Annotated in this window: 11 protein-coding genes; 7 read left to right on the top strand and 4 right to left on the bottom strand. The window is 69.3% G+C overall.

Annotated elements, in window-relative coordinates:
* Positions 1 to 358 precede the first annotated feature (358 nt).
* From flhB to AB4120_RS07960, 6 genes are all read left to right on the top strand, one after another.
* On the top strand, positions 359 to 1,501 hold the full coding sequence (gene flhB / locus AB4120_RS07935) for a flagellar biosynthesis protein FlhB (RefSeq protein ID WP_149138689.1): 1,143 nt from the start codon (positions 359 to 361) through the stop codon (positions 1,499 to 1,501).
* A complete protein-coding gene (gene flhA / locus AB4120_RS07940; protein WP_144199888.1) occupies positions 1,498 to 3,585 on the top strand; it encodes a flagellar biosynthesis protein FlhA in 2,088 nt (695 codons plus the stop codon). The genes flhB and flhA overlap by 4 nt, the downstream gene beginning before the upstream one ends.
* A gap of 9 nt (positions 3,586 to 3,594) precedes the next feature.
* The gene (gene flhF, locus AB4120_RS07945; RefSeq protein WP_149138690.1) at positions 3,595 to 6,102 is read left to right on the top strand and encodes a flagellar biosynthesis protein FlhF; all 2,508 of its coding nucleotides are present in this window, start codon (positions 3,595 to 3,597) and stop codon (positions 6,100 to 6,102) included.
* A gap of 12 nt (positions 6,103 to 6,114) precedes the next feature.
* Positions 6,115 to 6,918, top strand: coding sequence for a MinD/ParA family ATP-binding protein (locus tag AB4120_RS07950; RefSeq protein ID WP_149139366.1), 804 nt, complete (start codon positions 6,115 to 6,117; stop codon positions 6,916 to 6,918).
* Between the two features lie 117 nt (positions 6,919 to 7,035).
* Positions 7,036 to 7,752 carry an RNA polymerase sigma factor FliA gene (locus AB4120_RS07955; RefSeq protein ID WP_144199892.1) on the top strand — a complete coding sequence of 239 codons (717 nt, stop codon included), beginning with the start codon at positions 7,036 to 7,038 and terminating at the stop codon, positions 7,750 to 7,752.
* Positions 7,752 to 8,204, top strand: a complete 453-nt coding sequence (locus AB4120_RS07960; protein ID WP_244844730.1) for a flagellar protein FlhE — start codon at positions 7,752 to 7,754, stop codon at positions 8,202 to 8,204. Before AB4120_RS07955 ends, AB4120_RS07960 begins: the two co-directional genes overlap by 1 nt.
* Before the next feature lie 72 nt (positions 8,205 to 8,276).
* On the opposite strand, the gene AB4120_RS07965 is transcribed toward AB4120_RS07960, so the two are convergent.
* Entirely contained in the window at positions 8,277 to 9,233 is a 957-nt protein-coding gene (locus AB4120_RS07965; protein ID WP_149138691.1) for a tripartite tricarboxylate transporter substrate-binding protein, read from the bottom strand.
* A 50-nt stretch (positions 9,234 to 9,283) separates the two neighbouring features.
* On the bottom strand, positions 9,284 to 10,435 hold the full coding sequence (locus AB4120_RS07970) for a TauD/TfdA family dioxygenase (protein ID WP_149138692.1): 1,152 nt from the start codon (positions 10,433 to 10,435) through the stop codon (positions 9,284 to 9,286).
* Positions 10,436 to 10,579: 144 nt separating this feature from the next.
* Between AB4120_RS07970 and AB4120_RS07975 the strand changes: the two genes are divergently transcribed.
* A complete protein-coding gene (locus AB4120_RS07975; protein WP_149138693.1) occupies positions 10,580 to 11,458 on the top strand; it encodes a LysR family transcriptional regulator in 879 nt (292 codons plus the stop codon).
* Positions 11,459 to 11,498: 40 nt separating this feature from the next.
* On the opposite strand, the gene AB4120_RS07980 is transcribed toward AB4120_RS07975, so the two are convergent.
* A complete protein-coding gene (locus AB4120_RS07980; protein ID WP_144199900.1) occupies positions 11,499 to 11,852 on the bottom strand; it encodes a DUF1428 domain-containing protein in 354 nt (117 codons plus the stop codon).
* A 68-nt stretch (positions 11,853 to 11,920) separates the two neighbouring features.
* Positions 11,921 to 13,855, bottom strand: a complete 1,935-nt coding sequence (locus tag AB4120_RS07985; protein WP_441642127.1) for a hybrid sensor histidine kinase/response regulator — start codon at positions 13,853 to 13,855, stop codon at positions 11,921 to 11,923.
* Positions 13,856 to 13,886 lie beyond the last annotated feature (31 nt).

Here is a 13,886-nt window from a genome sequence, read left to right on the forward strand (position 1 = left end):
CAACAGCCTGACGAGATTCGCGAAAGCCGCTCCACACTACCCGGATAACCCGCAAAGACTGTCGAATTGCTGTTGAGATCACATGTTTGGTGCAATCCTTAACAAAAACACATCATTGCGTGGTATCGGCAAGACATGGCAAGATGGCCGCCCGATCGGTGCCAAAACGGCGCCCAAGCGGCCGGAGGCGCACCTTTCCCCTAAAGGTCGGCACCCCCCGGACCGTTAACTCCGCTGCCCCCCTCATTCCTGAAACAGGCACCTGTTTCCCTCCCTTTTCCCCTGAATGCCAGCGCCCCCGGGATTTGATAATCCTCGCTGACGAAGTGCCGCCTGCGCGCTTCGCGTTGGAGCGTCCATGTCCGAGGAAAGCGATCTCGAGAAAACCGAACCCGCCTCACCCCGGCGCCTTGAAAAGGCGCGCGAGGAGGGGCAGGTGGTGCGTTCGCGCGAGCTCGGCACGTTCGTGATGCTGATGACAGGCGTGATCGGCCTGTGGGCCATGGGCGGCACGCTGGGCCGCCGGCTGGACGCCGTCATGCACAAGAGCCTGGCTTTCGAGCCGGCCACGGCGTTCGACACCAACCGCATGCTGTCGCAGTTCGGCATCGCCATCTGGGACAGCCTGCTGGCCTTCATGCCGCTGCTGCTGATGTTCGGCGTGGCTGCGCTGGTGGCGCCGCTGGCGCTGGGCGGCTGGCTCTTCGCGAGCAAGTCGTTCATGCCCGATTTCTCGCGCCTCTCGCCGCTGCAGGGGCTGGGCCGGATGTTCTCCTCGCATTCGCTGGTGGAACTCGGCAAGGCCATCGCCAAGTCGCTGCTGGTAGGCGGCGTGGGCGCCTGGATGGTCTGGCGCAAGCTGCCCGAGGCCGTGGCGCTGATGAACGCGCCGGTGCAGGAGGCGCTGCTGCACCTGATGGAGCTGGTGCTCTACGTGTGCGGCGTGGTGTCCGGCTCGCTGCTGCTGGTGGTGGCGCTGGACGTGCCCTGGCAGCTCTGGACGTTCTACAAGAAGCTCCGCATGACCAAGGAAGAGGTCAAGCAGGAGCTGAAGGAAACCGATGGCGATCCGCACGTCAAGGCCCGCATCCGCCAGCAGCAGCGGGCCATGGCGCGTCGTCGCATGATGACCGAGGTGCCCAAGGCCGATGTGGTGGTGACCAACCCCACGCACTTCGCCGTGGCGCTGCGCTATGAGGAAGGCCGCATGGGCGCGCCGCGCGTGGTGGCCAAGGGAACCGAGGAAGTGGCCGCTCGCATTCGCGCACTGGCCGCCGAACATCGTGTGCCGATCCTGTCCGCGCCGCCGCTGGCGCGGGCGCTGCACCGGCACGTGGAGCTGGGCCATGAAATCCCGGCGGGCCTGTATACCGCCGTGGCTGAGGTCCTGGCCTGGGTCTATCAACTGAAACACTGGCACTACTCCAACGGTCCGCAGCCTTCTGGCCCGACGGAGCTGGTGGTGCCGGACGAACTTGCCGTACCGGAAGCCCGCGCATGAACGCACTGACGAATTTCTTCAACACCCCGGGCCTGCGCTCGGGCGCCCAGCTGAAGGCGCTGGCAGGACCGCTGCTGATCGTCATGATCCTCGGCATGATGATCCTGCCGCTGCCCGCGTTCGTGCTGGACCTGCTGTTCACGTTCAACATTGCGCTGTCCATCATGGTGCTGCTGGTGGGCATGTACACCCGCACGGCGCTGGACTTCGCGGCGTTCCCGGCCGTGCTGCTGTTCTCCACGCTGCTGCGCCTGTCGCTGAACGTGGCCTCCACGCGCGTGGTGCTGCTGGAGGGCCATACCGGCCCGGACGCCGCCGGCAAGGTGATCGAGGCTTTCGGCCACTTCCTGGTGGGCGGCAACTTCGCGGTCGGTATCGTGGTGTTCGCCATCCTGGTCGTGATCAACTTCATGGTGATTACGAAGGGTGCCGGCCGTATCGCCGAAGTGGGCGCGCGCTTCATGCTCGATGCCATGCCCGGCAAGCAGATGGCCATTGACGCCGACCTGAACGCCGGCCTGATCAACGAGGAAGGTGCCCGCAAGCGCCGTACCGAGGTGGCGCAGGAGTCCGACTTCTACGGCGCCATGGACGGTGCCTCGAAGTTCGTGCGCGGCGACGCCATCGCCGGCCTGATCATCATGTTCATCAACGTTGCGGCCGGCATGGTCGTGGGCATGGTGCAGCATGACCTGGATTTCGGCACCGCGGTGCACAACTACACGCTGCTGACCATCGGCGACGGCCTGGTCGCGCAGATCCCGGCGCTGGTGATCTCCACCGCCGCCGGTGTGATCGTGTCGCGCGTGTCGAACGAGCAGGACGTCGGCCAGCAGCTGACCGGCCAGCTGTTCTCGAACCCGCGCGTGATGTTCCTGACCGCCGGCATCATCGGTGCGATGGGCATCATCCCCGGCATGCCGCACTTTGCCTTCCTGCTGCTGGCCGGCGCGATGTTCTGGTTCGGCCGCTACATGCTGCGCCGGGACGCCGTGCAGGCCGAGACCAAGGTCCGCGAGGAGCGCAAGCCGGCCGTGGCCGCCGAGGCCGCTGAAGCCACCTGGGAAGACGTCACGATGGTCGACCCGCTGGGCATGGAAGTGGGCTACCGCCTGATCACGCTGGTGGATCGCGGGCAGAACGGCGAGCTGCTGGGCCGCATCAAGAGCATCCGCAAGAAGATCGCGCAGGACATCGGCTTCCTGGTGCCGGTGGTGCATATCCGCGACAACCTCGAACTCAAGCCCAACGCCTACCGCATCACGCTCAAGGGCGTGGAGATCGGCAGCGGCGAGGCCACGCCGGGCCAGTGGATGGCCATCAACCCCGGCCAGGTCAGCGGCACGCTGCCGGGCCCGGTCACGCGCGACCCCGCCTTCGGCCTGCCGGCGGTGTGGATCGACGCCAGCCTCAAGGAACAGGCGCAGGCCTACGGCTACACCGTGGTCGATGCCAGCACCGTGGTGGCCACCCACCTGAACCACCTGATCCAGATGCACGCCTCCGAGCTGCTGGGCCGCCAGGAGGTGCAGTCGCTGCTGGACCGCATCGCCAAGGAATCGCCGAAGCTGACCGAAGACCTCGTGCCGAAGACGATCTCGCTGACCGGCCTGCAGAAGGTGCTGCAGAGCCTGCTGGACGAAGGCGTGCCGATCCGCGACATGCGCACGATCCTCGACGTGGTGGCCGAGCATGCCACCAAGGTCAGCGACCCCACCGAACTCACGGCGCTGGTGCGCGTGGCGCTGGGCCGGGCCATCACGCAGCAGCTGTTCCCGAACAATGCCGACCTGCAGGTCATCAGCCTCGACGCCGGCCTGGAACGCGTGCTGACACAGGCGCTGGCCAACGGCGGCGGCATCGAGCCGGGCCTCGCCGACGCGCTGCTCCAGCAGGCGCAGGGTGCGGTGGGCCGCCAGGAGCAGATGGGTCTCGACCCCGTGCTGCTGGTGCCGTCGCCGCTGCGGCCGCTGATGGCGCGCTTCCTGCGCCGCACGCTGCCGCAACTGAAGGTGCTGTCGCATGCCGAAGTCCCGGACAACCGCAATATCCGCATTACCGCAATGATCGGCGGCGCGGCGTAAGGAACGAACATGAGCGTGGCAAAGTTTGTGGCGGCCAACGGCCGCGAAGCGATGCGCAAGGTGCGCGAGGCCATGGGTCCCGACGCCGTGGTGCTGTCCAACCGGGCCGTCGAGGGTGGCGTGGAGATCGTGGCGATGCGCGATGCCGACCTGGGCGCCGTCAGCGCCACGGCACAGCCGTACGCGCCATCATCACCATCCGCGCCGATGCTGGCGATGAGCCCGATGGGCTCGCTGTCACCGATGTCCCAGATCGCACCGGCCCCGATGGCGCAGATGCCGTCGATGATGGCCGCGGACGCCCCCGAGCCGGCCGCACTCGGCGACCTGCGCGGCGAGCTGGCCTCGATGCGCAGCATGCTGGAGCGCCAGTTCGCCGGCCTGGCCAACACGCCCGCCGGCGTGGCCGCTGGCGACCCGCTGCGCGAGTCGCTGTTCGAATGGCTCGTCAACGCCGGCTTCTCGGGCCAGCTCTCGCGCACGCTGCTCGCCCACCTGCCCGTGGGCACGGACCGTCCGGCCGCGATGGCCTGGATCCGCCAGGAACTGGCCCGCAAGGTGCCGGTGCTGGCCGATGAGGACACGCTGTTCGCGCAGGGCGGCGTGCTCGCGCTGATTGGCCCGACCGGCGTCGGCAAGACCACCACCACCGCCAAGCTGGCGGCGCGCTTCGTGCTGCGCCACGGCCCCGGCAAGCTCGCGCTGCTGACCACCGACCGCTTCCGGATCGGCGCGCACGAGCAGCTGCGCATCTATGGCGACATCCTCGGCGTGCCCGTGCACGCCGTGAAGGACGCCGCCGACCTGCGTTTCGCGCTGTCGGCCATGAAGGACAAGCACCTCGTCATCATCGACACGGTGGGCATGAGCCAGCGCGACCGCAGCCTGTCTGACCAGATCTCGATGCTGGCTGGCGTGCAGGCCCCGATGCAGCGTGTGCTGCTGCTCAACGGCGCCGCGCACGGCGACACCCTCAATGAAGTGGTGCACGCCTACCGTAACGACACCGCTGGCGACGCCGCCGGCATCGACGGCTGCATCATCAGCAAGCTGGACGAAGCCACCCACCTCGGCTCGGTGCTCGACGTGGTGATCCGTCATCGCCTGCCCGTGTTCTACGCCTCCACTGGCCAGCGCGTGCCCGAGCATCTCGAACTGGCCCAGGCCGATGCCCTGGTGGAACGTGCCTTCCTGACGCCGCGCCGTGGCTCGCTGTTTGCCGATGCCGATGTGGCGCGCCGCCAGGCCAGCGCCGCCGAGCCGGCCCAGACCGAGCGCGCCGGCGCCGACGATGTGCTGCGCTCGCTGACCGACAGCGCCAACGCCGTGGGCGTATGCGTGGAGGAACTCAACGGCGCGCAGTACGGCTTCGACGTGGCCCGCTCGCTGTGGCAGCAACGCGGGGCCGGTGCGCCGGCGCTGCGCCAGATGGCCCAGCAGGTGCGCCTGTCGATGTGCCGCGACGCCAGCCGCGCGTGCGACCGCTATGTACTCGCCGTAACCGGCACCGCCTCGCAGACCGTGCCGGGCCGCCGCGCCCCGCAACTGCTGCAACAGACGCTGTGGCTGGCCGACCGTGACGGCACGCCGCTGGCCACCACCGTGGTGCCCGCCGGCCGCACGCGCCAGTCGATGGCCGAGGCCGAGGCGGAAGCCGAAGCCGCTACCGTGCGCGCCACGCTGTCCGCTGCCCGCACCGTGGTCAACCTCAATGCCTCGCTGCCGTCCGCCACCACGCTGGCGCGCTGGCAGCAACTGGGCGAGCGCTGGGTGGCCGGCACGCGCAAGACCACGCGCGTGATTGCCGACGGCGCTGCCAACAAGCTCGACACCATCGCGGACACGCTCACCTTCCTCGCCATTGGCGACACCACTTGCCGCGACCGCGACGCCGTGCACTGGCTCGGCCACTGCATGGTGCGCGTGCCCGAAGGCCAGGTGCGCGCCGCCGCGCGTGGCCGTGGCCAGGGCGCCGGTGCCGAAGCCGGCACCGAGGCTTGCCTCGTGGTGTCCCGTCTGGTCGACCGCGAAACCGGCGACATGCTGTCCGTGGACTACGTGCTGTGCGATCCCGCGCTGGCCGACGTGGCCGCCCAGGTGGCCCGCTGGGCCCAGTGGACGCACCATGCGGAGGAGCAGTTCCGCACGCTGCGCCATGCGATGGAGCACTTCGCGCAGGGCAACGAGGGCGACGTTGAGGGCGATGGCGACACACTCGGCACGCTGGTCTCGGTGCAGCTTGGCCTGACCGCGCTGCGCCTGCAACACAACCCCACGCCGACGGCCCCGGCGTTCCTGTCGCGCCTGGCTGGCCGTGCCTCCGCCCGCGTCAACGCGCCGGTGTCCGGCGCCGTGCTCAACGAAGGCATGGGCCGCCTGCTGGCGCTGCTGGACGTGCTTGAGAACTATCCGGGCCGCAACGCGGCCCCGGCGCCGGCCTTTGACGACACGCCCGACGCGGCACGCCAGGCGATGGACGCCATCGGCGCGCGCCAACTGGCCCCGGCAGGAGAGTAAGCCTTGAACCTGATGGGCTCCGACCAGGCGGAAAGCCTGCGCCGCATGCTGGCACCGCGCGTTACCCGGCGTATCGCCGTGGTGGGCTGCGAGGCTGGCGCCGGTACCACCACCGTGGCGCTCGGCCTGGCCAACGCGCTCGCCATGCAGGGCGAACGCGTGCTGCTGGCCGATGAAGACCGCGCCGCCGCGCGCGCTATCCGGCTGGCCGGCGCGGCGCCGAAGGCCACGCTGGCCGATGTGCTGGGCGGACGGATGCCGTTCGACGCAGCGCTCGGCACCCGCGCCGCCAGCGGCGTGGCGGTGCTGCCGGCCGGCAACGTGCCCGCCGGCGCGCCGATCGACGACCGTGCCTTGCCAGGCATCCGCACGGTGCTGGTCGATGCGCAGTCGAGCGAGACCGGCGCGCTGTCGCCCATGGCCGGCGCGGCGCACAACTTCGTGATCGTGATGCGGCCCGAGGCCACGTCGATCACCGCAGCCTATGCCTGCATCAAGCGGCTGCACCATGAATTCGCATGCCGTCACTTCCAGCTGATCGTCAACATGGCGGACAAGGAAGCGACGGTGATGGCCCTCTCGCGCAACCTGGCCCGCACGGCGAGCCAGTACCTGGGCGTGGAGGCAAGCCTGGCGGGCTACCTGCCGCTGGATCCGCTGGTGGCGCGTGCGCTGCAGCTGGGCCGCTGCGTCGTGGAGGCCTATCCGGCCGCCGCGGCCACCGGTGCGCTGCGCCACGTGGCCAGCGGCATCGGGGCATGGCCGCTGCGCCAGGAAGCAGTCTCTCCGGGAATGGCCGCGGCCGTTCCCGCCTGACAACAGAACAAGAAGTCGCAACAACCGGACCGACACTCAGCCAGCCAGTCCGCCCCGCAGGCCACCATGCCAGGCGGGGCGCTGGCACCGAACCAAGTTCTTACCGAGAATTCCACCATGTATACGATTCAGGGAAAGCTCGAACAGGCAGGCGTGGTCAAGTCACATGCGCCGCTGGTGCGACGGATCGCGTTGCAACTGGCGGCCAAGCTGCCTGCCAGTGTCCAGATCGACGACCTGATCCAGGCCGGCATGATCGGCCTGCTCGATGCTGCCAAGCGCTATGAAGACAACCATGGCGCGCGCTTCGAGACCTATGCGAGCCAGCGCATCCGAGGCGCGATGCTGGACGAGGTGCGCGCCAACGACTGGCAGTCGCGCAGCCTGCGCCAGTTCACGCGCAAGATCGAGCGCACCCAGCGCGGCCTCGAACAGAAGCTCGGCCGCACGCCGATCGACTCCGAGGTGGCCAAGGAACTGGACATGCCGCTCGACGAGTACCAGGAGCTGCTCAACGAGGTCTACGGCTGCCAGCTGCTGCACTACGAGGACTTCGAGCGTTCCGGCGAGGAAGACTTCCTGGACCGCCACCTTGGCGTGACCGACGACGCCAACCCGCTGACCGTGCTGATGGAGTCCGGCATGCGCGAGGCGCTGATCCGCGCCATCGACAAGCTGCCCGAGCGGGAGAAGCTGGTGCTGTCGCTGTGCTACGACCAGGAACTGAACCTGCGCGAGATTGGCGCGGTGCTGGAAGTGACCGAGTCGCGCGTGTGCCAGATCCGCAGCCAGGCGATTACCCGCCTGCGCAACCAGCTGCGGGGCCTGTTGTAATGCGAGCCTGGCTGTCGATGACGGTGGCCGCGCTCTGCGGCTTCTTGCCGGCGATCCTGGCGGCGCAGGGCTTGACGAAAGCGACGCTGGAAATCGGCCCGTCGCGCCATGCCTGGACCGGCTCGGCGGTAGGCCCGATGATTGCGAACCGGGGCCAGCGCGCGCTGTCCGCGCCGATCGTGCCGGGCGGGGTGCTGCCCCAGTCGGCTGGCGTCATCACGGCGGTGCGCTGGCGCTACAGCTTCACACGCGTGCCGCCGCCGGACCTGCAAGCCTACCTCTGCAATGCCGACCGCTGCGTGATGCTGCCGGGCGCCGAGGGCAAGACCAACGCCTTCGTCGGCGACGATGCCAGCAAGGGCTTCGTGTTCGCCTTCCGCGTGCCGGGAAGCGGCGGTCTGGCGCCGTCGCTGCAAGGGCGCAGCAACGAGGTGACGGTCAGCTTCCGCTAACCGCCAGCGGCGCGTCCCCCGCACGTCCCCCGCACGTCCCCCGCACGTCCCCCGCATTTCCCATCTGCTGGCTCACGCCACGCGTGTGTGCGTGACGGCCACCACCTTCGCCCATCGCGCGATTTCCGCCTGCAGGAACTGCGCGAACTGGGTGGCGCTGTTCCCCACCGGTACCAGACCTTCCCCCTGCAAGCGCTTGCGCATGGCCGGCGCCGCTACGGCAGCGCGCGCTGCCGTCTCCAGCTCCCGCACCAGGTCCGGCGGCATGCCGGCCGGGCCGAGCAGCCCGTACCACGAGCTGTAGTCGAAGCCCGGCACGAGATCGGCAATCGGCGCCAGGTCCGGAAACGCCGCCAGCCGCTGCGGGCTGCTTACGGCGAGCCCCTTGAGCTTGCCGGCCGCCAGCAGCGGCTGCACCGTGGCCACGTTGCCGAGCAGCAGGTCGGCCTGACTACCCACCACATCGGCCACGGCCGGGCCGGCGCCCTTGTACGGCACGCTGACGATGTCGATGCCAGCCTCGTGCTTGAGCATTTCTCCCGCCAGATGGTTGGCGCTGCCCACGCCGGCCACGGCGATGCTCAGCTTGCCCGGCTTCGACTTCGCCAGCGCCACCAGCTCGCGCAGGTTGCTGACGCCAAGGTCCGGGCGCGACACCAGGATCAGCGGCGAACTGGCGATCAGCGAGATCGGCGTGAAGTCCTTGATGGCGTCGAACGGCTTCTTCTCGAACAGCGCCGGATTGATGGCGTGGCTGGTGTAGCTCAGCAGCAGCGTGCCGCCATCGGGGTCCGCCTTGGCCACGGCGATGGCCGCGATATTGCCGGCCGCGCCGCCCCGGTTCTCGACGATAAAGGGATGCTTGAGCCGCTGCTCCAGCTCCGCCGAGAGCGAGCGGGCAACGATGTCGGTACCGCCGCCCGGGGTAGCGCCGACGAGGACTTTCGTGACGGCTGGCGCTGCGCGCGCCAGACCCGGGGGCAGGATCAGCGCCGCCGACAGCAGCGCGAGGAAATCGCGTCGTTCCATGGCTTGTCTCCGTTTTTGTCTTTGTATTTTTCTGTGGGGGATGCCGGCGGCTAGGCCGTCGCGGCGGAGGCGGGCCGGGTGGCCGGTGCCCATGGCATCAGCGGCATGCCCAGCGCGGCGGCCTGGCGGCGCTCGTAGGCGTCGAACGCGACGCTGCGCGCGCTGCCGCGCAGGCCACCGCGCACCGCGCCCGCGCGGACGTCGGTGAAGTAGTCGGCCCACTCATCGGGCAGCGGCTGGGCGCCCGGCACGGCCAGCCAGAGCCGCAGCAGGTGGCGCTTGCGGTCGAACTCCTCGTAATCCTCGAAGTTCGTGCGTGAATGCACGGTGACGTAGTTGTTCAGCAGTTGCAGGTCGCCCTGCTCCAGCTGCATCGAGAAGCACAGGCTCGGGTCGGTCAGCAGGGTGTCCAGTTCGTCGAGGGCGGCTTCCTGGGCCGCCGTCAGGCGCGGCACATCGTCGAAGTCGCGCTGGGCGGCCACCACGTTCTTGCGATTGGTGCGCATGGCGAACGCCCACGGATGGTTGCCGAGGATGGTGCAGGCATAGTGCGGCGGCTGGGAGGGGTCCTGCGCGCCCTGGTAGCTGTAGTGGAACGGCGTGTGGAGCACGGCTTCGAGGTCCGGCCGGCGGCGCAGCATGGCGTCCCGCAGGGCGATCGAGCTGACCACTTTGCTCGCGCCGCCGGTACGGGCGGCGCGGCGGCACAGCAGGCCCACCACGTCGCAGGAATCGGTGTGGAAGTCGAGGCCGGCGTTGGTGTTGTAGCCCCGGCCGTTCTTGCTCTTGTAGGCGGCGCCCACGTCGCGCACATCGTTCATGAAGTCGCTGGCGCGGTTCTGCGTGCGGGCCACGCCCATGTGCAGGCCCATGCCCCAGTAGGCGAGGCGGGTCTCGTCCTCGGTCCAGCGGTGCACGGGAAAGCCTTTGACCAGGCACATGCCCCAGCGGCCCTGCGTGGTGTCGATGGCGCGGGCCAGCGCGTCGCGGGCGGCGGCATCGAGCGGGAAATCACCGGCGGTCATCTCCAGCAGCGGCTTGTCCAGCGCGGTGGCGTGGTGCAGGGCGGCGTCGAAGCTGGCGATTTCGGCGGCGGAGAGGCGCTGGATCCAGGAGGTGTCGCGGTCGGCATCGGCGGCCAGCCACGCGGTGGGGCGATAGGTGGGGTGATCTGGGTGATCAGTAGGGTGATCGGCAGTCATGGGGGCGGTGTCTCGGAGTCTTATGGAAGGGACGTCTGATGCGGGCGCCGGCGCAGCGCCTTGCATGACGTCGTGCAGCCAGTCTAAGCTTCAGCACAGCTAAGAAAAAGTGATGTTCCTTGACGTCGCTGATAAGGAAAACTGATGAAGCTGGAGACCTTCGCCACCCTTGCCGCCGTGATCGAGGAGGGCTCGTTCGCGGCGGCTGCCGCCACGATGCACCTCACGCCGAGCGCGGTCAGCATGCAGATGAAGCAGCTGGAGCAGTACGTCGGCCAGCCCCTGTTCGACCGTTCCGGCCTGCAGGTGCGGCCCACAGCCGTAGCGCACGAGGTGGCCGCCGCCATGGAGGGCGGGCTGCGCTACCTCCATGCGCTGCGGCGCCGGGTGTCCGTGGCCGTGGAGGGCTCGGTCCGGCTCGGGGTGATCGAGTCGATCCAGCCGGTGCTGCTGCCGGGCACGCTGCGCTACCTGCGCGACCACTACCCCAAGCTGCGCGTGCGGCCGGTACGCGGGCGCAGCGCCGGGCTGCTGGATCTGGTCAAGGCGGGGCAACTCGATGCGGCGGTAGTCGCCCGGCCCGAAACCGGCCGCGTGGCGAGCCTGCGCTGGCATCCGGTGGGCACCCGGGAGATGGTGCTGATCGCCCCGCCGGACGCCGGGGAGGCCAGCGCGGCCGACCTGCTCGCCCGCTACGACTGGATCCGCTACGACCGCGCCACCGTCACCGGCGCCATGGCGGCGCGCTATGTGCATGGCGTGATGCCGGAGAAACGCAGTGCGATGGAGTTCGACAGCGTGATCGCCATCGTCGCCATGGTCAGCGCGGGGCTGGGCGTCTCCGTGGTGCAGCTGATGGACCCGACGGTCTGTGACCGCTACCCGGTGCGCCGCGTGCGGCTGGGGGCCGACGCGCCGACGCTGCAGATCTCGCTGGTGTCGCGCAAGGCCGACGAGGACAGCCGGGTGCTGCAGGCGCTCACCGAGGCCGTGGAGCGCACTTTGCTACCCGGCGTCCGCTAGGCATCCACTAGGCATCCACTAGGCATCCACTAGGCATCCACTAGGCATCCACGATGACCTCGAAGCCGCCGAAGATCATGCGCTGGCCGTCGAACGGCATCGGGTCCATGCCCTCCTTGAGCCGTTCGTCCGCCATGGCGGCGGCCATGCCCTTGTCGCGCGCCTCGCGCGAGGGCCACAGGATCCACGAGAACACCACCGTCTCGTCGTCCTTGCGCTGGACGGCCATGGTGAACGAGGTGACCTTGCCTTCCGGCACATCGTCGCCCCAGCATTCCACCACTTTCAGCGCGCCGTGTTCCTTGAACACGGTAGACGCCTTCTGCGCCACTTGCCGGTAAGTTTCCCGATTGGCCGTCTTCACGGCCAGTACGAATCCGTCGATGTATGCCATGGCACTCGCTCCGCTGGTTCCTGGGCTTATCACCATAGACCATCGCCGCGGCGGGTGACGAATGCGGCTTATTTGGGCGGCGCGGCGCTGCCGCAGTCGGCGAGGAGCGCCAGCAGGGCGTCCAGCCCCACCGGCTTCACGAGGTGGGCGTCGAAGCCATGCGCGCGGGTGCGGTCGCGGTCGGCGGCCTGGCCCCAGCCGGTTAGCGCCACCAGCGTCACAGGGCGGTCGCGCCAGGTCTGGCGGATGCGGGTGGCTACCTCGTAGCCATCCATTGAAGGCATGCCGAGGTCCAGCAGCACCACGTCCGGCCACCATTGGGCGAGGGACGCCAGCGCGCTCGCGCCATCGTAGGCCACCGTCGCGGTCGCGCCGTACATGTCCAGCAGCATCGCCACGCTGTCGGCGGCGTCGCGGTTGTCATCCACTACCAGCACGCGCACCGGGTTGGGCAGGGAGTCGGGCCGGCGTTTCGCGTCGTCGGCCGCGGCGGGGGTGTCGCTGGCGGGCAGCGCGACGGTGAAGGTGCTGCCCAGCCCCGGGCCGGGGCTCGTGGCGTGGACGTCGCCGCCATGCATCTGCGCCAGCTTGCGCGCGGTGGCGAGCCCGATGCCGAGCCCGCCCTGCGAACGCGGCGCGTTCTTGTCGAACTGGCCGAACAGTGCGAAGAGCCGTCCCAGATGCCCGGGCGGGATGCCGATGCCGGTGTCGGCCACGGCGGCGTGGATGCCGGCGGCGTCGCGCCACGCGTGCACGTCGATGCGGCCGCCCGGATCGGTGTAACGCACCGCGTTGGCCAGCAGGTTGCCGAGAATCTGCGCCAGCCGCACCGCGTCGCCGCGCACCGGCAGCGGGGTGTCGGCCGGCTGGAGCGTCAGCACGTGGCCCGCTCGGATCGCGGCAGGGCGGGCGGCTTCCACGGCATTGCGCAGCACGTCGGCCAAGTCGAGCGCTTCATGCTTCAGTTCGATCACGCCGCGCGTGATGCGCGAGACCTCCATCAGCTCGTCGATCAGCCGCATCATGTGCTCCACCTGCCGGTCGAGCATGGCCTGGAGGCGCGGCGCGTCCACCCGGGTGGCATCGGCGCCCTGGAGCTGGAGCGCGTTGTGGATGGTGGCCAGCGGGTTGCGCAGCTCGTGCGCCAGCGTGGCGAGGAATTCGTCCTTGCGGGCATCGGCCTCGCGCAGGATGGCTTCGGCCTGCTTGCGCACGGTGATGTCCAGTGCCGTACCCAGCACGCTGGCCTGGTGCCGCCTGGGACCCTCGCCCTCGAACTCGACCTGCCCATTGGCCGCGTGCCAGTGCTCGCTGCCGTCGGGCCAGAGGATGCGGTAGTCCACCTCGAAGCCGCCGCCGCCGCTTTCGTCGGCCGTGGCGATGGCGGTTTCCACGGCCTGCAGCAGCCCGGGCCGGTCTTCGGGGTGCACGCGCTGGAGGGTCTCGGCCAGCGGCATGACTTCGGCCTCGCCGCCGCCGCGCAGCTCGCGCATGCGCGCATCCATATAGACCAGCCCGGTTTCCGTGTCCTGCCGGAAGGTGCCGAGCCGGGCGATGGCCACGGCCAGCTGCGCCTGGGTTTCGGTCTTGCGCAGCGCCGCCTCGGCCTCGCGCCGGGCGGTGATGTCGCGGAACAGCACGCCGACCAGCGGACGGACGCCATCGCCAACCCGGAAGGCGTGCACCTCGAACCAGCGGTCCAGCGCGCGCGCCTGTTCGACGAAGTGGCGCGGATGGCCGCGCAGCGCCACCTCGCCATAGATCTCGAACCAGTGGGCCTCGTGCCCGGGCGCGAGGTCGCGCATATTGCGGCCCTGCGCCTGATGCAGCCCGGTCTGGGCCTCGAATACGTGGTTGACGGTGATAAAGCGGTAGTCGATCGCCCGGTCGCCGTCGAAAATCACCTCGATGACGCAGAACGCCTGGTCGAGCGCGTCCGCCAGCGCTTGGAAGGCGGCGCTGTCGAGACCGGCGGCAGCGAGGGAGTGCGGGGATTCCTGCACGAAGTGGCTTGTCTGGTGGTCAATGCAAAAC

Source organism: Cupriavidus sp. 2KB_3, assembly GCF_052115685.1.
In the GTDB taxonomy this organism is placed as follows: domain Bacteria; phylum Pseudomonadota; class Gammaproteobacteria; order Burkholderiales; family Burkholderiaceae; genus Cupriavidus; species Cupriavidus campinensis.

Bases quoted from the DNA above. Each gene is read 5' to 3' on its own strand.
- flhB (WP_149138689.1), top strand. From the start codon at position 359: ATGTCCGAGGAAAGCGATCTCGAGAAAACCGAACCCGCCTCACCCCGG.
- flhA (WP_144199888.1), top strand. From the start codon at position 1,498: ATGAACGCACTGACGAATTTCTTCAACACCCCGGGCCTGCGCTCGGGC.
- flhF (WP_149138690.1), top strand. From the start codon at position 3,595: ATGAGCGTGGCAAAGTTTGTGGCGGCCAACGGCCGCGAAGCGATGCGC.
- AB4120_RS07950 (WP_149139366.1), top strand. From the start codon at position 6,115: ATGGGCTCCGACCAGGCGGAAAGCCTGCGCCGCATGCTGGCACCGCGC.
- AB4120_RS07955 (WP_144199892.1), top strand. From the start codon at position 7,036: ATGTATACGATTCAGGGAAAGCTCGAACAGGCAGGCGTGGTCAAGTCA.
- AB4120_RS07960 (WP_244844730.1), top strand. From the start codon at position 7,752: ATGCGAGCCTGGCTGTCGATGACGGTGGCCGCGCTCTGCGGCTTCTTG.
- AB4120_RS07965 (WP_149138691.1), bottom strand. From the start codon at position 9,233: ATGGAACGACGCGATTTCCTCGCGCTGCTGTCGGCGGCGCTGATCCTG.
- AB4120_RS07970 (WP_149138692.1), bottom strand. From the start codon at position 10,435: ATGACTGCCGATCACCCTACTGATCACCCAGATCACCCCACCTATCGC.
- AB4120_RS07975 (WP_149138693.1), top strand. From the start codon at position 10,580: ATGAAGCTGGAGACCTTCGCCACCCTTGCCGCCGTGATCGAGGAGGGC.
- AB4120_RS07980 (WP_144199900.1), bottom strand. From the start codon at position 11,852: ATGGCATACATCGACGGATTCGTACTGGCCGTGAAGACGGCCAATCGG.